This is a genomic window from Tsukamurella sputi (genome assembly GCF_007858445.1).
GTDB classification, from domain to species: domain Bacteria; phylum Actinomycetota; class Actinomycetes; order Mycobacteriales; family Mycobacteriaceae; genus Tsukamurella; species Tsukamurella sputi.
This window is the reverse complement of the sequence record NZ_VIGV01000002.1, coordinates 787,760-806,053: the sequence shown is the minus strand read 5'-3', so window position 1 is coordinate 806,053 and position 18,294 is coordinate 787,760. Positions and strand designations below refer to the sequence as shown.

The following is an 18,294-nucleotide window of genomic DNA, read 5'->3' as shown; positions in this document are numbered from 1 at the left end:
GCATGGAACACGTTGCTGATCTTGACTGGTGGTGCCCCGTCACCAAGCTCTACCGAGCCCGCGACGGCCAGCACTACGCGATCACCTGCCTCGACTTCTGGACCGCCAGCGGCACCGAGGTCTTCCTCGCCGACGAGAACGGCATCGCGATCGACGCCGACGGCGACCCGACCAACGGCCTCACCGCACTGGTCCGCTGGGACGATCAGATGGACCACGAGACCGCGGTCGCACGGCTCACCGAATGGTTGAGCGAGGCGTGAGCATCGACGTCCCCGGAGATCCCAACGCGTACTACTACGTCGGTGCCTTCGATCCACTGCCCGCCTCGCACCCGGACATGTACGCCGTGCACGAGAACGGCTACGACCTGTGCGTTTACCGCAGCGACCGCTGGTGGCGCAGTCCGGCCGCGCTGGTGCGCGAGGTCATGCCCTGGCTGGTGCCCTGATGCCCTGGACGGCAGAACGCGCTGTACCGGGACGCGGAGGCGGAGCTGGGTGGCCGCTCGAGCGGGTCACTCCGCCAGTCCCTGGCGGTGGCGGCTGGCAGGTCGTGCACGTCCTCGCTGGCACCGGCAGCCTGCTCCTCGACGGCGGCGGCCGCATCGGCGCACGTGCGTCCGGCGCGGGCACCCTGGTCCTCACTGGCGACGGGGCGATCCTCGCGCGCCTGGCCGCCACCGGGGAACTGCTCCTCACCGGCAGCGCTCTGCCGCTTGTGCGTCTGTCCGGAACCGGCGGACTCTCGCTCTCGGGTGCTGGCCGCCTGGCGCTGCGCGCCACGGGAACCGGCTCGCTCCTCCTCGGTGGCGGAGGAATGCCGGTCGGGCAGCTCTCTGGCACCGGGCCGCTGCTCCTCTCCGGCGGCGGCAGCCCGACCGTGCGGCTGGCGGGCGCCGGGACGCTGGTCCTGTCCGGCGGCGGGCTCCCCGCGTTCTCCCCGCACGCCGCGGAGCGAACCGACATCACCGCCGCCGGCGCGTACAGCTACGACATTCCGAGCTGGTCCCGGTACATCGACCAGGTGATCATCGGTGGCGGCGCATCCGGTCAGACCGGCAGCGGCGCGATCGGCGCCGCGGGCAAGGGCGGCAACGCAGCCGCGTACGTGGTGCGCACCCTCGAGCGTGGCGTCGACATCCCATGGTCGCAGTCGACGATCACAGGCACCGTCGGCGCGGGAGGCGCGCAGGCCGCCGACTCCGACAACGCCGCGCCGAATGCTGGTGGTGCGACCACCGCGAACTGGGGGAGCGGCAGCATCACCTCGCCTGGCGGGTCGGGCACCGTCTCGTCCGGGCAGAACGGCGCCAGCTCGACCGCTACGGCGGTGGCCGGCCAGAACTACCCCGCGGGCGCGGGCGGCACCGGCAACGCAGGCGCGGGCAGCGCACCAGGCGGCGCGGGTGCGGGCGGCAACGGCGGGTTCTTCGGCTCCCGCACCCGCGGCGGCCCGGGCGGCTCCGGCCGAGCATCCTTCTATGCACGTCAATCCTGAACGGAGACAACACCATGACCGCAACCGACGCCGACAACATCGCGGGCCTCGACTACATGAAGGGCCGCGGCAACACGATCCGCCTGCACTCCGCAGACCCGGGCACCACGGGCGCGAGCCCGATCGCCACCACCCCAGTCTCAGCCACCACCACGTGGGGCGCGTCCGCGATGGGTTCCGGCGGCGACGCCGGGTACGCGGTGTGCGCCGGATCGAACACCGACTTCACCCTGCCTGCGTCGACGACGGCCACGCACTACGGGATCTACAACGGCACCACTTACCTGCGTGGGTACCCGCTCGACGCGACGCTCACATCGAACGCGCAGCCGCTGCCGGTGACGTTCCCGCCCCGCCTTCGTTTCAAGGGCTAACCCTCCCCAGCCCTATCCCTGAGCCCCGCGTCGAGCACCACGGCGTGGGGCTCCGTCGTACCCGCTGGAGACCCGATGCGCGCATTCGCCTACCGACTCCTCGCCATCCCTGTCGTCGCGGTCCTCCGCCCGTACGCCCGTGTCCGCGAATGGCGCACCGACCACCAGCCCACCTGGAGGCAGCATGACCGTCTACGTGTTCCGCGCCCGCGGGACCACTGAACCGTATGGTCGAGCGTCGATGCTCGGCCACGTCACCGACCACATCCAACGCGCGTATCCCGACGTGGTCATCGAGGACGTGGTGCATTCCGCCTCGATCTCGGTCGACAACGCAACCCGGGACCCGCTCGCACCGTCGGGCGACAACTGCGCGAACCAGATCGTCGCGTGGCTCAACGCGCGCATCGCTCGGCTCGGCCCGGACGACGTGTTCATCGTCCTCGGCTACAGCCTGGGCGCGGTCGGCGTGACGCGCTGGCTCAAGCAGTACCGCCTCGGTGGTGCGCGGTGCCTGATGGTCGGGATGATCGCGAACCCGTCCCGTCGCGGCGGCACCAGCTACGGCCTGCCGAACGGACTCGACAGTGACCCGGTGCGGCACAGCCTCGACCCGCGCGCGGGGATCTACTCGACGCAGGGCACAGGCACCGTCCCGCACGATCTCGGGTCGGTGGTGCCGCTGGTGGAGATCGCGAACCCGAACGACGTGATGACCTCCTGCCCGAAGGTGTCCCCGCTCAACGCGTTCGCAGGCCCCGTCATGGCCGCCGACCTGTCGAACCCGGGTGCGCTGTTCGCGCAGCTCCGAGGCGGCGGCATCGAGCAGATCGTTGCGAGCCTTGCGAACGTCGCGAACTGGGCGAACGCCCGTTGGTGGACGTGGGCGGGTGACCTCGATGCGTTCATGAAGCACACGCACACCACCGACTACGCCCTGCCGATGTGGCGCGGCTCCGACGGCCGTCCAGTGTCGGGGATCGACCTCCTCGCGCGGCAGTGCAACTGGCGCATCGGCCGCGAGAAGGCGGTGGCCTGATGGACGCGCAGACCCTCGCCGCCGCGATGGGCGGCAGCCTCGGCGGCCCCGACGCGTACGCGCGGTTCGTCGACGGCATGAACGCGGCCATGGTCGCCGCCGACGTGACCACGCCGCTGCGCGCCGCGCACTGGTGCGCACAGATCGGACACGAATCCGGCGGCCTGCGCTGGATGGCCGAGATCGAGACATCGAACCCATCGTGGTCCTGGGACCGCACCCGCTACCGCGGCCGGGGCCCGATCCAGCTCACGTGGCAGAGCAACTACCGCAAGTTCGGCCAGTGGTGCGCCGCCCGCGGCTACATCACCGACCCGGAGCTGTTCGTGAACCAGCCCGAGCTCGTCGAGCATCCGCGGTGGGGATTCCTCGCGGCGGCCTGGTACTGGCTCGTCGGCGGGCCCCGCCCCGGCCAGATCAACGCGTTCGCCGACGCGGACGACGCGCTTGCGGTGTCGCGGTGCATCAACGGCTGGGTCGAAGGCCGTGAACCGAACGGGTACGCCGACCGGTGCGCCCGCCTCGCGCGCGTCAAGCAGCTCGGCGCGGCGCTACTCCCGACAGGAGGTCCCACCATGCCCGACTACGGCATCACCAAGGTCATGCACGGCTACAACCCGAACACCGGCCCCGACTGCACCGGCAACAGCAACGGCCCGCGCCGCCGCACCGACTTCGTCGTCATCCACACGCAGGAGGGCGACGGCACCGCGGTCTCGCTCGCGAACTACCTGAACAACAGCGCGACCGGCTCAAACCCGGTGTCCTACAACCTCACCGTCGACGGCACCGACACCGTCGAGGTTGTCCCGGTGGGCGAGGGCCCGTGGGCCGCGGGGGAGGCGAACGACATCGGCGTGCACATCTGCTTCGCCGGGTCGCGCGCGGCGTGGACCCGCGCCGAGTGGCTCGCGCGCGGCGCTGCCCTCGACCGCGCCGCGAAGGCCGCCGCCGCAGCGTGCCAGCAGTACGGCATCCCCGTCGCGAAGATCATCAACGGCTCCGGCTGGAACGGCACCCGCGGACTGGCCGCGCACGCCGACTTCGGCCAGCGTGGCGGCGGCCACACCGACCCCGGTCCCGGCTTCGACTGGGACGACTTCATCGCGCGCGTGAAGCGCTTCACCACCAACACAGGAGGTACCCCCATGCCCAACCAGCCCCTCGACACCCAGACCGCCGCCGGCCTCACGCTCGACCAGCTCGCTGGCCCCGGCACCGCGCGCGGCGAGAACTTCCCCGGCTGGCCACAGCTCGGCGGCCGAACCGTCGTCAACGCCCTGGCGGCGATCGGCGAGAAGCTCGGCATCGACGGCTTCAAGGCGGTGAAGTGATGGCCGAGCACCGCGCGCCCGAGACCCCGCAGCCGCTCGCCTGGCTCACCCCGGCCCGCCGCCGCTGGCTGTACGGCGTGCTCGTCCTACTCGCCCCGATCCTCGTGCTTCGCGGCTTCGTCTCCCGCGAGGAGGCCGACCTCTGGGTTGACCTCCTCGGCGCCGCGCTGGTCGGTGGCAGCGGCCTCGTCGCCATCGCGCACGTCCCGAAGGACTGACCGGTGATCCGGCGCGGCACATGGGTGCCGCTCCTCCCGCCGCACGCCCGCAACGTCGTGGTCGGGCTCGTGCCGATCGAGCCGATCGTCCGCGGCATCGACTACATCCTCCCGGGCGGCGAGACTGCGCCGCAGCTGACACTGGTTGAGGCGGCCGCGCCGATGACGTTCTGGGGCGCGCTCTGCCTCCTCGCCGGGATTGTTGCGCTGACCGGGTTCTGGGGACGCTGGCGCAGAGTGTGCGCCGCCGGGATGTGGCTCGGCGCCGCCACCTACCTCACCCTCGCGGTGGGGCAGTGGTGGGAAGTTGTCGGCCATCCGTGGTTCGACGGCGTCCGAGGGCCGGCGATCGTCACGATCTTCGGCGCGGCGATGGCGGGTATCGCGCTCGGCTACGCCCGTCAGGAGCCCGAGTGAGCTGGGAGGCACCCGCGGGGGTGCCCTGGCTGGTGTGGCTGGTGATCATGCTCATCTTCGGGCCGCCAGCGCTCGGGTCGAAGATCGCGGCGAAGCTGCCCGGTGTGCTCGGCGTGACGGGCAGATGGTGGCAGGCGCGGAAGGTGGCGATGGTCTCGCAGGATGAGCTGGCGCGCCTCAGCGCGGAGCTGCACGCGCTTCGTGAGGACTACGACCGCGACGTGCCGGCACTGCGCGGCCGGGTCGACGCGCTCGAGCGGGCCCTGGATGCGGCGCAGCGTCGGCTGTGGGCAGCTCTCGACCACGTCCGGGTCCTACGGGGGTTGCTGCGGCTGCACGCGCCGCACATCGTGCTGCCGGACCCACCAGAGGATCTCGACTGATCAGACCTCGAGAACGGCCCCTCACCCATTCTGGGTGAGGGGCCGCTTTCGTCGTCTGCGGGCTACCCCGCCTTCGGGTGGTTCTCGAAGTACTCCACCAGCGCGAGCCGGATGGTCTCGCTCGCCGGGGTGCCGGCCTTGGCGCGCTCGTTGAGTTCGGACCTCAGGTTGTCCGGGAGGCGGACCGTGGTCGCGGGGGTCTTGCCGCCGCGTTCGTTCCCCTTCGTCGGCCGGCCGGTGCGCAGTCGCCCGGGGGCGACCTCCACCGGACCGAGGATCTCGTCCGCGGTGGGGGGCGTCGCCTCGTAGCTGTCGGCGAGGGCCTCGTAGTCGGCGTCGGTGAGTGCGGGTCGCTTCGTCATCTCGTTCTCCTTTCAGCGCCGCTGCGGGCCGTAGTTCGGCTCAATGTAGTCCGTGAGGCCCAGTGCCGCGACCAGCGCGGGCCGCAGGCGCATCGCGTGGAAGACGACGGCGACGGCGGGGTCGACGAGGTCCGCGATGATTTCGAGGTCGGGCTCGTTCTCTGCGCCCGGGCCGACGTGGAGCACGGGCACGCTGCCGGGGATGCGGGGCGCGATCGCGACGCGGAGGCCGGGGTAGGAGATCACGGTGCGGATCTCGGCGTCGGTGACGCCGTGCCGGTAGGCGCTGGGCTTCGTGGTGATCCGCATGCCTTAAGTGTAATACCCTTTCGATGGAAAGGCAATACCCTTTTCTTGGTCCAGTCCTCTGTCGCACCCCGCGCGTACCGTCCCGGCCATGGGACTGGTGCTGGACATCGTGCGGATCGAACTGACGACACGGACCGCGGGCTCAGACGATCACGTCGCTCTCCCAGGGATGCCCTTGTGGGTCGTCGACTGGACGAGGCGGGACCGTCTCGGACGCGAGCGCAGCTGGTCCGCGCCACACGTCACCGAGGCCGGCGCGCGCCGCATGGTCGCGAACCTCCTCGCCGAGCGCGTGCCCGAGCTGCCCGTCGAGGCGGTGTTCACCGACCGGACCTGATCGGGAACCGATCGCCCCGCTGGTGCGTCCAATGGGTATGAGCCCTGTGAACCTCGTCCGATACGGCCTCGCCCGACTACGCGGCTGGTACGCCCTCGTGATGGCCGGGCGGGGGAGCGGCGCGCCGCCGGCGCCTGAGCAGGACGCCCGGATCGTTGATGCGATCCGCCGCGCGCGTGCGCCACGACGAGATGTCTGACCTCGTCCCGCCGGAGCCGTTTCCGTTGGGTTTCCGTTGGGATCTAGCGATCAGGGGAGTGTCGCGCCGGTGCTTCAATGCTGCTGACCTGCAAATTCTGTCGGGATGACAGGATTCGAACCTGCGACCCTTCGCTCCCAAAGCGAATGCGCTACCAAGCTGCGCCACATCCCGTGATCGCCTCCGCGACCAGGTAGAGAGTACCTGTCGTGAGGACCCCGACTGCGCCCGCGTCGCTGTGAGCCCTCCGGCTCCGGCCCGGCTCGAACGGGCGGCCACCCTCACCATCGCGGGCAGGTCGCGTCCGTACCGGGTAGAGGCGACTTGGGCGGAGTCGACGCAGACGCTACACAGGATGTTCGACGGTGGCGATCGATTTCGGCGCTCGCCGGCGCTATCGTGGGAGACGGCCGTGACTGGCGCATCAGCTGGGTCACCAGTGGGGAGCGGCCCAACCGCTAGTGGTGCCGCGCGCCTGGGCAATCGACCCAGGAGAAGCGCATGCCCACGTCCAATGTCCTTTCCGGTATCGAGATCGCGAACCGGATGAATGCTGAAACGGCCTCACGGGCCGCCGACCTATCGGTCGTGCCGACCCTCGCGACGGTGCTGGTCGGAGACGATCCCGGATCTGTGAAGTACGTCGAGATGAAGCGACGCAGAAGCGCCCGGTGGGGGCTCGGCACGGTGCACGTCCATCTGCTGTCGGATACGTCGACCTCGGCTTTGCTCGCCGTGCTCTCCGAGCTGGCGGACGACACGTCGGTGCACGGCATCCTCCTCCAGCACCCACTTCCGGCCCACATCGATGGGCGCGCCGCATTCGACGCGATTCCACTGACGAAGGACGTGGACGGCACGAGTTCAGCCGCTTTCGCCGCAGCGGCGCTCGGGCGCCCCGGCCACCGCAGCTGTACGCCCGCAGGCATCATCGCGTTGCTCGACCATTACGGCGTGCCCCTCGCAGGAGCTGATGTCGTCGTCGTGGGACGATCGGCGATCCTCGGAAAGCCCTTGGCCGCGATGCTCACTGAACGCGATGCCACGGTGACGTTGTGTCACAGCCGGACCACCGACCTCGCCGCTCACACGCGGCGCGCCGACGTGCTCGTCGCTGCGGCGGGGCGGCCAGGCCTCATCACGGGCGAGATGGTCCGCTCGGGGGCTGCCGTCGTGGACGCGGGATTCACCCCGGGCGACGTGGCTCCCGAGGTCTCCGAGGTGGCGAGTGCCGTGTCGCCGGTGCCGGGCGGTGTCGGGCCGATGACGATCGCAATGCTGCTGGCACACACCGTCGACGCCGCAGAGTGGCGCAGTGAGCGGTGCCACCCCGGCGGACCTGACCGAACCTAACGAACTCGTGCAGGCTGGCAAACTGATCTGATGACCAGAACGCGCGGCGCGATGCTGTTGGCCTCCCTGCTCGCCACGACTGCGCTCACCGTGGTGCTCGGGACTACGGATCCTGCGGCGCCACTGACTTATCCGAGCCGGTTCCTCATCTGGAACCTCTTCCTGGCGTGGATCCCGATGCTGTTCGCTGTCGGCTTCGCGACGGTCCGCCGCCGCTGGGCGCTGGTCCCGCTCGGCGCCGGCTGGCTGGCGTTCCTGCCCAACTCCCCGTACCTCGTCACCGATCTGGTCCATCTCGGCGACGGTGAGAACATGTGGCGTCACGTCCTGCAGTACGGGTTTGCCGCGTGGACGGGGATTCTGTTGGGCGTCGTCTCGATGCTGTTGGTGCACCGACGGTTGCAGCGCGAGTTCGGGGCGCGGTGGGGGTGGCTCGCCGTCGTACTGTCGATCGCGCTGTGCGCGATCGGCGTCGTGATCGGCCGCTTCCAGCGGTGGAACTCGTGGGATCTGGTGACCCGGCCCGATGCGGTGGTCGTCGCGACACTCGATTGGGTGACCTCGCCGTTCTCCTACGTCCAATCCACGGGTGTCGCGGTCGCAGTCGCGGCGTTCTTCGGGCTCGCCTACCTCACGATCTTCTCGCTCACACCGCCCGTCAAGGCCGCCGACACGGGCCCGGAGCGCGCCTGACCGGCGTACCGTCGAAGCCGTGTACCTGGAGCGATTCGTCGCGCACGGCTACCTGGACGGGGACCGTGCCGCGAGGCTGAGCTGGGAGACTGCGCGGTACGTCTCCCGGATCTACCTCGTCGTGGGTGGCCGACGTTTGCTCGCTCAGAACCTCCCGCTCTGCTGGGCGGATCTCGGCGTGGGCCCGGGGACGCCGATCGCGGTCGAGGTGACCAGTGGGAACCGACGCCTCCTCGACGACGAGCGGCGGGCGATCGCGGGTTTCTCCGATCGTTTCCGCGAGGTGCTCATCCCGCCGGAACCTCGGAACCCCCGACGGGCCTTCTTCCGCAGGACCCGCTGAGGGCGCAGAGTCAGCCCTGGAAGAGCTGGAGCGCCGCGTCGACGGCGTGGTAGAGCCCGTACAGCAGCGGGACGGTCACGAGGGTCCAGGTGACCACGAGCTGGACGGGGTGCCGTCCATCGGATTCGGCCTCGGTCACGATGCTCCCTTCGGTCCGTGCGCCGCGTCGACGGCGTCGACGACGGTGCCCTTCTCGTGCCACCGATCCGAGACGGGACGGATGGCCAGGTTGGCGAGGAAGCCCACGACGAGCACGGCGACCATGATGTACAGGGCGAGATGGTAATCCGCCGCCTCGAGCGGGACTGCTTTCCCCGCTTCGTCGACGCGGTCCTTCTTCGAGTCCAGTACCCGGTTGACGATGAGCGGGCCGAGTACGCCCGCCGTCGACCACGCCGTCAGTAGCCGACCGTGGATCGCGCCCACCTGGTACGTGCCGAACAGATCGCGGAGGTACGCCGGCACCGTGGCGAATCCGCCTCCGTAGAAGGAGATGATCACCGCGCAGAACAGGACGAACAACGCCGTCGACGACGCACCGACGGTGGCCAGCCCGAGATAGAGCAGGACACCGACACCGAGATACATCATGTAGGTCGGTTTGCGCCCGATGTAGTCCGAGGTCGTCGACCAGCCGAGGCGACCCGCCATGTTCGCGACGGACAAGAGCCCGACGAAGCCGGCGGCGACGGTCGCGGTCACCGTGGACACGCCGCCGGCGTCGCGGAAGAAGTCCTGGATCATATCGGCGGCCTGCTCGAGGATGCCGATGCCCGCAGTCACATTGCACAGCAGCACGATCCACAGCAGCCAGAACTGCGGCGTCTTGATCGCGTTGGCGGCGGAGACGTTCCCGCCACTGACCATCGCCTTGGACGTGACGCTCGCGGGCTCGAAGCCGGCGGGCATGTATCCGGGCGCGGGCACGCGAATCGTGAAGACGCCCATCATCATCACCAGGAAGTACGCGATGCCGAGGGTCAGGAAGAGCTTGGTCACCGCGCTGCCGCCGGCCTCCGCGCCGCCGTAGAGCTTCAGGAGCTCCTTCGACAGCGGGGAGGCGACCATGGCGCCGCCGCCGAAGCCCATGATGGCCATGCCCGTCGCAAGACCGGGCCGATCGGGGAACCACTTCATCAACGTCGACACGGGCGAGATGTAGCCCAATCCGAGCCCGATGCCGCCGACCACGCCGTAGCCGAGGTAGACGAGCCACAACTGGCCGGTCGCGATACCCGCTGCGGCGATGAGGAACCCGGCGCCCCAGCAGCTCGCGGAGGTGAACATCGTGCGACGCGGACCCACTCGATCCACCCAGGTGCCGAAGACGGCTGCGGAGAGTCCCAGCATCACGATGGCGATGGAGAAGACGATGCCGATCATCGTCTTGTTGGTGTCGAAGTGCTTGACCAGGGCGTCCTTGTAGACGCTCGTCGCGTACACCTGGCCGATGCACAGGTGGATCGCCAACGCCGCAGGAGGGATCAACCACCGGTTGTAGTTCAGCGGTGCGACGGAGTGCTCTCGGTCGAGGAAGGACAACGCGGCCACGGCGCGACGCTAGCAGTCGGAAGGAGTTCGACGGTGCGGGTCGGCGAAGTCCGTGAGCTCACCGTACGAGTGGATCGCGTCCACTCAGCAGGGCCGCGAGCACGTGTGCGTGGCTGATGTCCTCCGCCTTCGACGCGGTGAGGAGGGTGACCGGACCGCGGGACACCCGTGCCGCGAGCCCGTCGTAGGCGGACGCCGCTTCGGGTTCGGCGAGCTCGGCCTTGTACCGCTCGACGAACTCGGGGTACCTCGCGGGATCGTGCTCGTACCATTTCCGCAGCTCCGTCGACGGCGAGACGGCCTTGCACCATTCGGTCAGATCGGCGCGGTCCTTGCTGATCCCGCGGGGCCACAGCCGGTCCACGAGGATCCGTTCACCGTCGCCCTCTGCTTGCGCCTCGTACACCCGCTTGACCCGGACCGTCATGCTGGTTCCCTTCGCCGCGCCGTCGACCGCGATCGATCGGGCGGTCGTCAGAACATCCTCCAGCATGGCGGGGGTGAGCCGTCCGGTGAAGGTGTTCTGCTGGCTCACATGGAAGCAGCCGAGCACGGTGAGCGTGCGGCCGTCGGGATGGTTCAGGTCCACCCAGGCGCCGTGCCCGAACGCGGGCCTCGGGCGCGGGACGAGCCAGCCACCGTCGGACAGCACCGCGAAGAGAGCCTGCCAGCCGAATCCGCCCAGCACCACCGCGACCCGCACGGACGTCAACAGCTCGAGCTCGCGGGCGAGGAAAGGGGAGCACGCGCGGCGCTCGGCCGGCGTCGGCTTGTTCTCCGGTGGCGCGCAGCGGACCGGCGAGCTGATACGGACGTCGGTGAGCCGCAGGCCGTCCTCGACCGCGACGGCGTGAGGCTGGTTCGCGAGCCCGACGGCGTGCAGGGCGGCGAACAGCACGTCGCCGCTCCGATCACCGGTGAACATGCGCCCGGTCCGGTTGGCGCCGTGCGCCGCCGGCGCCAGCCCTACGACGAGCATCCGAGCGTCCGCGGGCCCGAACCCCGGAACGGGCTTGCCCCAGTACTCCTGGTTGGCGAACGCGGCGCGCTTCACGCGCGCGACGTCCTCCCGCCACGCCACGAGCCGCGGGCATGCCCGGCACGAGCGGATCAGAGAGTCCAGGTCCCGCACGGATCGCGCGCTCATCGCCGCGGACGGTGCCTTCTCCGGCGCTGTGGATCGGGCGGGACGGGCCATGACACGAGCCTAGGCCGCGGGGCGCGCGAGGGGCTCTGGATATGGGCGAGGCCGGTGGCACCTGTAACGCGCCCCGGCCTCTGTTTCACTGAGCGGTTTACAGTCACGCTCACGAACTTGTTCGAAACAATATCAGACGGCGATCGGATGTTCCAATCAGTTTCCATCGAAGCGCGTGAGGGCGACTCGGCGGATCCACGCGGTCGCCGCTACGGAGACCGCCGCGGTCGCGACCAGGTAACCCGCGGCGGTCCACGGCGCACCGTCGGACCCGTGAATGAGTGCCGTGAGGATGAGGGGCGTCAGGCCCGATGCGTAGATCCCCGAGAACTGGTACACGACGGACAGGCCCGTGTACCGGACCTCGGTCGGGAACAGGCTCGCGAAGAAGGTGCCCTGCGCCGCGTAGAAGACGCCGTGGATCAGGCCGAAGACCACGACGAGGCCCACCGTGAACCACACGATCGACCCGGTGCCGAACAGTCCGAAAACGGGGAAGACCGCCAGCCCGTACAACAGCACGCCGATTCCGTAGACCCGGCCGGGTCCGACGCGATCGGCCAGCACACCCGCGAACGGGATCACCACGGCCATCACCAGGGCGGCCGCGGTGACCGCGAGGAGCACCTCCACCTTGTTCATCGCCAGAGACGCCGTCGCATAGGTGATCGCGAAGACGCCCCAGGTGTTGAACGCGCTCCCCTCGGCCCAGCGTGCGAGGCATCCCGCGATCGTGCTGCGCCGTAGCGCCGGATCGCAGAGCAACTGGCGCAGGGGAGTGCGTGTCGTGTCGAGCGTCGCACGTGCCGCGACGAAGGCGGGCGTCTCGTCGACCGCCAGGCGCACCACGATGCCGATCACCACGAGCACGATCGAGACGGCGAAGGCGATGCGCCAGCCGAACCGAAGGAACTGATCGTCGTCGAAAACCGTTTGCAGCAGCGCGAAGACGGCCGTGCCGAGACCCAGTCCCAGCGCCAGCCCGACCTGCGGAATGGCGCCGAAGCGTCCCTTCCGTCCGGCGGGTGCGTGCTCGACGGCGAGCAGGACCGCGCCGGCCCACTCGCCGCCGAGGGCGAAACCCTGCACGATGCGCAGGAGCAGCAACAGGATCGGCGCGAGAACGCCCACCTGCCCCGCGGTCGGCAGTGCGCCCATCAGCGCCGTCGCCGCACCCATCAGGAGCATCGTCAACGCGAGCGTCTGCCGTCGGCCGATCCTGTCGCCGATGTGTCCGAAGACCAAGCCGCCGACGGGTCGCATGACGAATCCGACCGCGAAGGTCACGAAGCTGAGCATCGTGCCGACGAACGAACTGGTGTCCGGGAAGAAGAGTTTGTTGAACACCAGCGATGCGGCGGTCGAGTACAGGAAGAAGTCGTACCACTCGACCGTCGTGCCCAGCAGCGACGCCGCGATCACTCTCCGCAGCTGGGAGCGGTCCGGTGCGGAGGTCGCGGGTGCGGTGTCGACGGTGGCGGTACTCACCGGCCGGAACCTATCGGCGACCGGTGCCCCTGTCACCGGTTGTGATCGCGGTGACCGCAACCGGGGTCAGTACACCGCAGTCCGATTCGTGGTGGCCCAGCTCCGTTCCGCCTCCGATTGGGCCGGCGGCGGCACGAGGCCGTTGATCATCCACATCTCCTCGCTGGTGTCGTCGACATGGAACTCCCACTGCAGATCCGGGTGCCGTGTCAGTGCGGGCGCGACCATCGCGCGCACCCACTCGGCGATCCGCGTCCGGCTCGCCGAATCGGATGCGTGCCGGGCGATGTGGTCGATGGCGATGCGTACCGCGGTGGGCGCGCTCGCGCCGCCGATGAAGAAGTTCTCCGGCGAGACCTCGTGGAAGAGCGCGACGACGTAGAAGCGGGGGAGCCCGATCGCTGCGTACTGATCCGTGATGGCGGCAGCGAGGGTCTCCTTCTCGGCGGGCGTGAAGACGTCGGGCGTGTGGTGGATGTTCCAGAGCGGCATGGGATTCCTCTGTTCGATGGTGGGTGCGTCAGGCGTGGGCGGGGAAGGCCAGGTTCTCGACGGGGCCGGACAGGGCGGCCTTCGTCGTCTCGCTGACGGCGTCGGCCAGGACCTCGACCGCGCCCGATTCGACGCCGTCGAGGATCGCGCCCGCGATCGCAGCCGGCGTCGCCTTGGGCAGCGGGATCTCCGTGACCATCTCGGTGTCGATGAAGCCCGCGTGCACGCCGACCACCTGCGTCCCCTGCGCTGCGAGCTCGGCGCGCAGCGAGTTCGTGATCGACCAGGCGGCGGCCTTGGAGGCGCCGTATCCGCCGGAGCCGGCCAGCCAGGAGAGCACCGAGTGCATGTCGACGAGCGCGCCGCCGCCGTTGGCCGCGAGCACGGGAGCGAACGCGCGGGCCACCCGGAGCAGGCCGAAGGCGTTCACGTCGAACATCGCCTCGATCTCCCGCGGCGCACCGGTGACAAGCGGGGTCGGGGTCATGACCCCGGCGTTGTTGAAGACGATCGTGGCGTCGTCGGCGAGCTCCGCCAGGGCGGCGACCGAGTCGTCGGAGCGCACCTCGAGCGCGACGGGGACCACCTCCGGCCGGGCGTCGATGAAGGGCTCCCGGCCGGTGGCGTAGACCTTTGTGGCCCCGCGGGCGAGCGCACCGTCGACCAGTGCGGCGCCGAGGCCCCGCCGGCCTCCGGTGACCACGACGACGGCGTCCTTGAGAGCGACCATGGCGAACTCCTTCTGAGTAATGACTACGTTAGTCAGCTTGATTGAAGCACTCACTTCTGACTAACGCAAGCGTTAGTTATGATGGTGCCATGGAGTTCGAGGAACGACTGCGCGACAGGAGCAGGTGGGCGATCGGCGACGGCTGCTCCGCGGCGCGCACACTCGATCTGCTCACCACGAAGACGGTGTTCCTCGTGCTGCGGGAACTGCTCTACGGCACCACCCGGTTCGATGATCTCGTCACCCGGACGGCGACCTCGGCGCCGGCGGTGTCGCGCGCCCTCAAGCAACTCGCCTCCGCCGATCTCATCGTGGCGACGGAGTACCGTGAGCCCGGTTCGCGAGCCCGCGCCGAGTACCACTTGACCCCGGCCGGGCAGGATCTGCTCCCGGTGTTCCTGGCCCTGGTGCAGTTCGGGGACGCCCACCTGCAGCCCGACGGTCCGCCGCTCGTCTTCGTGGACGCGGAATCGGGTGATGCGGTCCGGACGCGGCCCGCCGTCGACGGTGCCGAGATACCCGCGAGTGCGATCGAGATCCGGCTCAACCCGGATCGATGGCCCGCGGCGGACGGGGTCAGCCCAGCAGCTTCTGCCGATCCGAGTGGAGGAAGGTGACCAGGGTGGTGACGCCGCAGAGGAGGCCGGCCACGAGGATCACCTGCGGGCCCGTGACGAACGAGCCGATGACGCCGCCGACCGCGGCGCCGAGCACGAAGCCCACGTAGACCAGCGCGTATCCGAGCCAGTCGAAGACGGTGCCGTTCCTCGTCGCGTGCCGCTCGATGCCCTGTCCGAGCTTGACCAGCGTGCCGGTCACGTACGACAGCGGGACCGAGACCTCGCCGTTCTTCGTGAACGAGGTGTTCAGTGCACCCAGGGAGAACGTGATGATCAGGATCGGGACGAAACGCACCTCCGGCTCGTCGAATCCGTCGAGAACGAAGTCCGTCGCGGACGCGACGAGCAGGCCCGCGGTGGTCAGCACGGTCGGCCCGTGCGGATGTCCGTGCCAGAAGTACCGGCGGCAGATCGAGGCGACCACCACGCCGGTCACGAAGGCGACGATGAGGGCGGTCGCGGCGAGCGCGCCCGCTCCGGCGATCTGCTGCGCGTCCGAGGCCTTGAACCAGGTGAGCACCGCGCGTTCGGTGTTGCCGGTCATGAAGGTCACGAAGTACCCGGCCGAATGGAGGAAGGCGACCGCGCCGACCATGCCGGCGACCCCGGCGAGGAGCCAGGACAGGCGCGCGTCGGAACCGATGGCCGCATCCCGGGAGACGACCGGGCGGGGCTGCTGCTTCGTGGGCTGATGCTCCGTCGAGGTGGTCATTCCCCATGGTTACCGAGGGGAACCGGCCTTCGCCGTGCGGCCGCATCGATTCACATTCGAGCCGCGGTGGGAGGCGCATCACACTGTGCGCGGAGCGGGTTCAGGCGGGCGGCGAGTCGGTGGCGAGGAAGTCGCGCTGGAAGACGCCCATCAGGCGTGCGTCCCGGTAGGAGCCGTTCGAGAAGAACTCCTCGCGGAGCAGCCCCTCCTGGACGAAACCGATCTTCTCGTAGATGTGCGCCGCCTTCTCGTTCGCGACGTCCACGTAGAGGTACACCTTGTGCAGGTTGAGGATCCGGAAGGCGTAGTCGAGCGCCTTGCGCGTGGCGACGCCCGCGTAGCCGTGGCCCTGTGCGGCCGGCGCGACGATGATCTGGAACTCGCAGTTCCGGTGGATGAAGTTGATCTCCACGAGCTCGACCAGGCCCACCGGTAGCCCGTCGTGTTCGATGATGAACCGGCGCTCGCGCTCGTCGTGGACGTGTCGCTCGTAGATGTCCTCGAGTTCGGCGAGCGCGTCGAAGGGCTCCTCGAACCAGTACGACATCACGGCGCGGTCATTGAACAGTCCGTGCACGAACCGCAGGTCCGTGCGCTCCATCGCGCGCAGCTGAACGGTCATGGAACCCACGCTAGGCCGCGAGGAGACCGATCACCAGTGCGATGATCGCGAGCAGCGGTGCGGTTCCCTGGATCGCGGCCGCCCGGAGCTTCGACCGGTCCGACAGCGCGAGTACCAGTGCCGCGGCCAGCATCGATCCGACGCCCACGAGCACGAGCGTGGCGCCCACGGCGCGCTGCGACGAGAACAGGACGATCCCCAGGAACACCGCGATCGCCAGGAACAGGTTGTAGAAGCCCTGGTTGAACGCGAGTGGGCGCGTCACCTCAGCGGTCTCCTCGGTCGTACCGAAGGCCGCCCGCGCACGCGCGGAGGTCCACGCGATCGACTCCAGATAGAAGATGAAGCAGTGCACGAGCGCCGCCAGGGCGGCGAGGACGAGTCCGGCCAGGATCATCCGCTCATCATGTCGGATCGTCGGCCCGTACGCCCGCCCGCCCGGCCTGTCGGGGACCGGACACCGTCGCGTACGCTTGTCCGAGTGCCGTGGGCCCGACGGGGTCCCGTGCTGCCCGCAGGAAACCGCACATCACGGCCCTCCTGCTGATACCAACCCGAGGAGAACGAGTGAAGAGCACCGTCGAGCAGCTGAGCCCGACTCGCGTCCGCCTGAGCGTCGAGGTTCCCTTCGACGAGCTCGCGCCCGATTTCGATCGCGCCTACGAGACGCTCGCGCAGCAGGTCAACATCCCCGGCTTCCGCAAGGGCAAGGCCCCCGCGAAGCTGATCGAGGCGCGTGTCGGCCGCGACGCCGTGCTCTCGCAGGTGATCAACGACGCGCTGCCCGGCAAGTACAGCCAGGCCGTCCTGGAGTCCGAGGTCAAGGCCCTCGGCCAGCCGGAGATCGACATCGACAAGCTCGAGTACGGCGAGACCTTCTCGTTCACCGCTGAGGTCGACGTGCGCCCCGAGATCACGCTGCCCGAGTACTCGACCATCGAGGTCGAGGTCCCGTCGCTCGAGGTCACCGACGCCGACATCGATGAGCAGATCGAGGGCCTGCGCGCCCGCTTCGGCACCCTCAAGGGCGTCGACCGCGCCGTCGAGACCGGCGACTTCATCACCATCGACCTGTCGGCCACCGTCGACGGCAAGGACGTCGAGGACGCCAAGACCACCGGCCTCTCGCACGAGGTCGGCTCCGGCAACCTCATCGACGGTCTGGACGAGGCCGTCGTCGGCCTGAAGTCCGGCGAGTCGAAGCAGTTCACCACCACCCTCGTGGCCGGCGAGTTCGCGGGCCAGGAGGCTGAGGTGACCGTGGTCGTCGATTCCGTCAAGGAGCGCGAGCTGCCCGAGCTGGACGACGAGTTCGCCCAGCTCGCGAGCGAGTTCGACACCGTCGACGAGCTGCGTGCCGACCTGCGCGAGCGCGTCGAGCAGAACAAGAAGCTCGGCCAGGCCGCGGACATCCGGGACGCCGTCCTCGACAAGCTGCTCGAGGCCGTCGAGGTGCCGCTGCCCGAGGCGGTCGTCAAGGAGCAGGCCGACGCCAACGTGCACGACGTGCTGCACCAGGTGGGCCACAACGAGGAGCTCCTCGAGACCGCGCTCAAGGCGCAGGGCACCACCCGCGAGGAGTTCGAGACGCAGGCGCGCGAGTCCGCCGAGAAGCAGGTCAAGGTGCAGCTGCTGCTCGACGCGATCGCCGACGCGCAGGACGTGCAGGTCGACCAGCAGGAGCTGCAGGAGCACATCCTGTTCCAGTCGCAGCGCTACGGCATGCAGCCGCAGGAGTTCATCCAGCAGATCCAGCAGGCCGGTCAGCTTCCCGCCCTCTTCCAGGAGGTCCGCCGGGGCAAGGGCCTCGCGGACGTCGTGCTCGAGGTGACGGTCAAGGACGCCGACGGCAACGCCGTCGACACCAAGGCCCTGTTCGACCGCGCCGACGCCGGCGAGGAGCTCGCCGAGGAGGCCGCGGCCGAGGAGGACGTGGTCGCCGAGGCGGAGGAGATCACCGCCGAGGCCGACGAGAAGTAGGACCCCGCGGAGCGCCCCGCAGCCGGAACCGGCTGCGGGG

General features: G+C 69.4%; 26 protein-coding genes, 1 tRNA gene, 1 pseudogene and 1 riboswitch. Of the genes and pseudogenes, 15 read left to right on the top strand and 13 right to left on the bottom strand.

Translation table 11 applies throughout. The features are described 5' to 3' along the window. Positions 1–2: 2 nt before the first annotated feature. The 9 genes from FK268_RS09125 to FK268_RS09085 all read left to right on the top strand — a co-directional run bounded on the left by FK268_RS09125 (position 3) and on the right by FK268_RS09085 (position 5,265). Entirely contained in the window at positions 3–263 is a 261-nt protein-coding gene (locus FK268_RS09125) for a DUF7572 family protein (RefSeq protein WP_146433255.1), read from the top strand. Continuing rightward, positions 260–451, top strand: coding sequence for a hypothetical protein (locus tag FK268_RS09120; RefSeq protein ID WP_146433253.1), 192 nt, complete (start codon positions 260–262; stop codon positions 449–451). The genes FK268_RS09125 and FK268_RS09120 overlap by 4 nt, the downstream gene beginning before the upstream one ends. 104 nt (positions 452–555) lie before the next feature. Continuing rightward, positions 556–1,500 carry a glycine-rich domain-containing protein gene (locus FK268_RS09115; RefSeq protein WP_146433251.1) on the top strand — a complete coding sequence of 315 codons (945 nt, stop codon included), beginning with the start codon at positions 556–558 and terminating at the stop codon, positions 1,498–1,500. Between the two features lie 14 nt (positions 1,501–1,514). Further along, entirely contained in the window at positions 1,515–1,874 is a 360-nt protein-coding gene (locus FK268_RS09110) for a hypothetical protein (protein ID WP_146433249.1), read from the top strand. A 184-nt stretch (positions 1,875–2,058) separates the two neighbouring features. After that, complete coding sequence (locus FK268_RS09105) at positions 2,059–2,913, top strand: hypothetical protein (RefSeq protein ID WP_146433247.1); 855 nt, start codon at positions 2,059–2,061, stop codon at positions 2,911–2,913. Further along, positions 2,913–4,247: an N-acetylmuramoyl-L-alanine amidase gene (locus FK268_RS09100; protein ID WP_146433245.1), complete on the top strand. Its 1,335-nt coding sequence runs from the start codon at positions 2,913–2,915 to the stop codon at positions 4,245–4,247. The genes FK268_RS09105 and FK268_RS09100 overlap by 1 nt, the downstream gene beginning before the upstream one ends. Then, complete coding sequence (locus tag FK268_RS09095) at positions 4,247–4,465, top strand: hypothetical protein (protein ID WP_146433243.1); 219 nt, start codon at positions 4,247–4,249, stop codon at positions 4,463–4,465. Before FK268_RS09100 ends, FK268_RS09095 begins: the two co-directional genes overlap by 1 nt. Positions 4,466–4,468: 3 nt before the next feature. Further along, on the top strand, positions 4,469–4,882 hold the full coding sequence (locus FK268_RS09090) for a hypothetical protein (protein WP_146433241.1): 414 nt from the start codon (positions 4,469–4,471) through the stop codon (positions 4,880–4,882). Further along, a complete protein-coding gene (locus FK268_RS09085) occupies positions 4,879–5,265 on the top strand; it encodes a hypothetical protein (RefSeq protein ID WP_146433239.1) in 387 nt (128 codons plus the stop codon). The genes FK268_RS09090 and FK268_RS09085 overlap by 4 nt, the downstream gene beginning before the upstream one ends. Positions 5,266–5,327: 62 nt before the next feature. Here FK268_RS09085 and FK268_RS09080 read toward each other — a convergent pair whose 3' ends face one another. Next, positions 5,328–5,627: a ribbon-helix-helix domain-containing protein gene (locus FK268_RS09080; RefSeq protein ID WP_205124462.1), complete on the bottom strand. Its 300-nt coding sequence runs from the start codon at positions 5,625–5,627 to the stop codon at positions 5,328–5,330. Between the two features lie 12 nt (positions 5,628–5,639). Next, positions 5,640–5,936, bottom strand: a complete 297-nt coding sequence (locus tag FK268_RS09075; protein WP_146433237.1) for a hypothetical protein — start codon at positions 5,934–5,936, stop codon at positions 5,640–5,642. Between the two features lie 88 nt (positions 5,937–6,024). Here FK268_RS09075 and FK268_RS09070 point away from each other — a divergent pair, with 88 nt between their 5' ends. After that, positions 6,025–6,273: a hypothetical protein gene (locus tag FK268_RS09070; protein WP_146433235.1), complete on the top strand. Its 249-nt coding sequence runs from the start codon at positions 6,025–6,027 to the stop codon at positions 6,271–6,273. A gap of 299 nt (positions 6,274–6,572) precedes the next feature. Here FK268_RS09070 and FK268_RS09065 read toward each other — a convergent pair. After that, a tRNA-Pro gene (locus tag FK268_RS09065) sits at positions 6,573–6,646 on the bottom strand. 228 nt (positions 6,647–6,874) lie between these two features. Then, a riboswitch (ZMP/ZTP riboswitch) is annotated at positions 6,875–6,960 on the top strand. 13 nt (positions 6,961–6,973) lie between these two features. Between FK268_RS09065 and FK268_RS09060 the strand changes: the two genes are divergently transcribed. The 3 genes from FK268_RS09060 to FK268_RS09050 are packed head-to-tail and all read left to right on the top strand — an operon-like array spanning position 6,974 to position 8,861. Beyond that, entirely contained in the window at positions 6,974–7,825 is an 852-nt protein-coding gene (locus FK268_RS09060; protein ID WP_146433234.1) for a bifunctional 5,10-methylenetetrahydrofolate dehydrogenase/5,10-methenyltetrahydrofolate cyclohydrolase, read from the top strand. A gap of 30 nt (positions 7,826–7,855) precedes the next feature. Continuing rightward, positions 7,856–8,518, top strand: a complete 663-nt coding sequence (locus tag FK268_RS09055; RefSeq protein ID WP_146433232.1) for a DUF1361 domain-containing protein — start codon at positions 7,856–7,858, stop codon at positions 8,516–8,518. 19 nt (positions 8,519–8,537) lie between these two features. Further along, a complete protein-coding gene (locus FK268_RS09050; protein WP_146433230.1) occupies positions 8,538–8,861 on the top strand; it encodes a hypothetical protein in 324 nt (107 codons plus the stop codon). A 10-nt stretch (positions 8,862–8,871) separates the two neighbouring features. Here FK268_RS09050 and FK268_RS25200 read toward each other — a convergent pair whose 3' ends face one another. From FK268_RS25200 to FK268_RS09025, 7 genes and pseudogenes are all read right to left on the bottom strand, one after another. Continuing rightward, entirely contained in the window at positions 8,872–9,000 is a 129-nt protein-coding gene (locus FK268_RS25200) for an MFS transporter small subunit (RefSeq protein WP_269434216.1), read from the bottom strand. Then, positions 8,997–10,412, bottom strand: coding sequence for an L-lactate MFS transporter (locus FK268_RS09045; protein ID WP_146433228.1), 1,416 nt, complete (start codon positions 10,410–10,412; stop codon positions 8,997–8,999). Before FK268_RS09045 ends, FK268_RS25200 begins: the two co-directional genes overlap by 4 nt. 58 nt (positions 10,413–10,470) lie before the next feature. Continuing rightward, the gene (locus tag FK268_RS24960) at positions 10,471–10,839 is read right to left on the bottom strand and encodes a DUF488 domain-containing protein (protein ID WP_166443470.1); all 369 of its coding nucleotides are present in this window, start codon (positions 10,837–10,839) and stop codon (positions 10,471–10,473) included. Between the two features lie 27 nt (positions 10,840–10,866). Continuing rightward, positions 10,867–11,559, bottom strand: a pseudogene (locus tag FK268_RS24955) (uracil-DNA glycosylase); the annotation flags it as partial. Positions 11,560–11,766: 207 nt separating this feature from the next. After that, the gene (locus tag FK268_RS09035) at positions 11,767–13,098 is read right to left on the bottom strand and encodes an MFS transporter (protein WP_146433226.1); all 1,332 of its coding nucleotides are present in this window, start codon (positions 13,096–13,098) and stop codon (positions 11,767–11,769) included. Positions 13,099–13,164: 66 nt separating this feature from the next. Continuing rightward, a complete protein-coding gene (locus FK268_RS09030) occupies positions 13,165–13,590 on the bottom strand; it encodes a tautomerase family protein (RefSeq protein ID WP_146433224.1) in 426 nt (141 codons plus the stop codon). 28 nt (positions 13,591–13,618) lie between these two features. After that, the gene (locus FK268_RS09025; protein WP_146433222.1) at positions 13,619–14,320 is read right to left on the bottom strand and encodes an SDR family oxidoreductase; all 702 of its coding nucleotides are present in this window, start codon (positions 14,318–14,320) and stop codon (positions 13,619–13,621) included. Between the two features lie 89 nt (positions 14,321–14,409). Between FK268_RS09025 and FK268_RS09020 the strand changes: the two genes are divergently transcribed. Beyond that, the gene (locus tag FK268_RS09020) at positions 14,410–14,937 is read left to right on the top strand and encodes a winged helix-turn-helix transcriptional regulator (protein ID WP_146433220.1); all 528 of its coding nucleotides are present in this window, start codon (positions 14,410–14,412) and stop codon (positions 14,935–14,937) included. On the opposite strand, the gene FK268_RS09015 is transcribed toward FK268_RS09020, so the two are convergent. The 3 genes from FK268_RS09015 to FK268_RS09005 all read right to left on the bottom strand — a co-directional run bounded on the left by FK268_RS09015 (position 14,897) and on the right by FK268_RS09005 (position 16,671). Continuing rightward, positions 14,897–15,652, bottom strand: coding sequence for a YoaK family protein (locus FK268_RS09015; RefSeq protein ID WP_146433218.1), 756 nt, complete (start codon positions 15,650–15,652; stop codon positions 14,897–14,899). The two genes, FK268_RS09020 and FK268_RS09015, sit on opposite strands and share 41 nt — an antisense overlap. Before the next feature lie 100 nt (positions 15,653–15,752). Further along, on the bottom strand, positions 15,753–16,274 hold the full coding sequence (gene speG / locus FK268_RS09010; protein ID WP_146433216.1) for a spermidine N1-acetyltransferase: 522 nt from the start codon (positions 16,272–16,274) through the stop codon (positions 15,753–15,755). Between the two features lie 10 nt (positions 16,275–16,284). After that, positions 16,285–16,671 carry a DUF1304 domain-containing protein gene (locus FK268_RS09005; RefSeq protein WP_146433214.1) on the bottom strand — a complete coding sequence of 129 codons (387 nt, stop codon included), beginning with the start codon at positions 16,669–16,671 and terminating at the stop codon, positions 16,285–16,287. A gap of 170 nt (positions 16,672–16,841) precedes the next feature. Here FK268_RS09005 and tig point away from each other — a divergent pair, with 170 nt between their 5' ends. Continuing rightward, the gene (gene tig / locus FK268_RS09000) at positions 16,842–18,254 is read left to right on the top strand and encodes a trigger factor (protein ID WP_146433213.1); all 1,413 of its coding nucleotides are present in this window, start codon (positions 16,842–16,844) and stop codon (positions 18,252–18,254) included. Positions 18,255–18,294 lie beyond the last annotated feature (40 nt).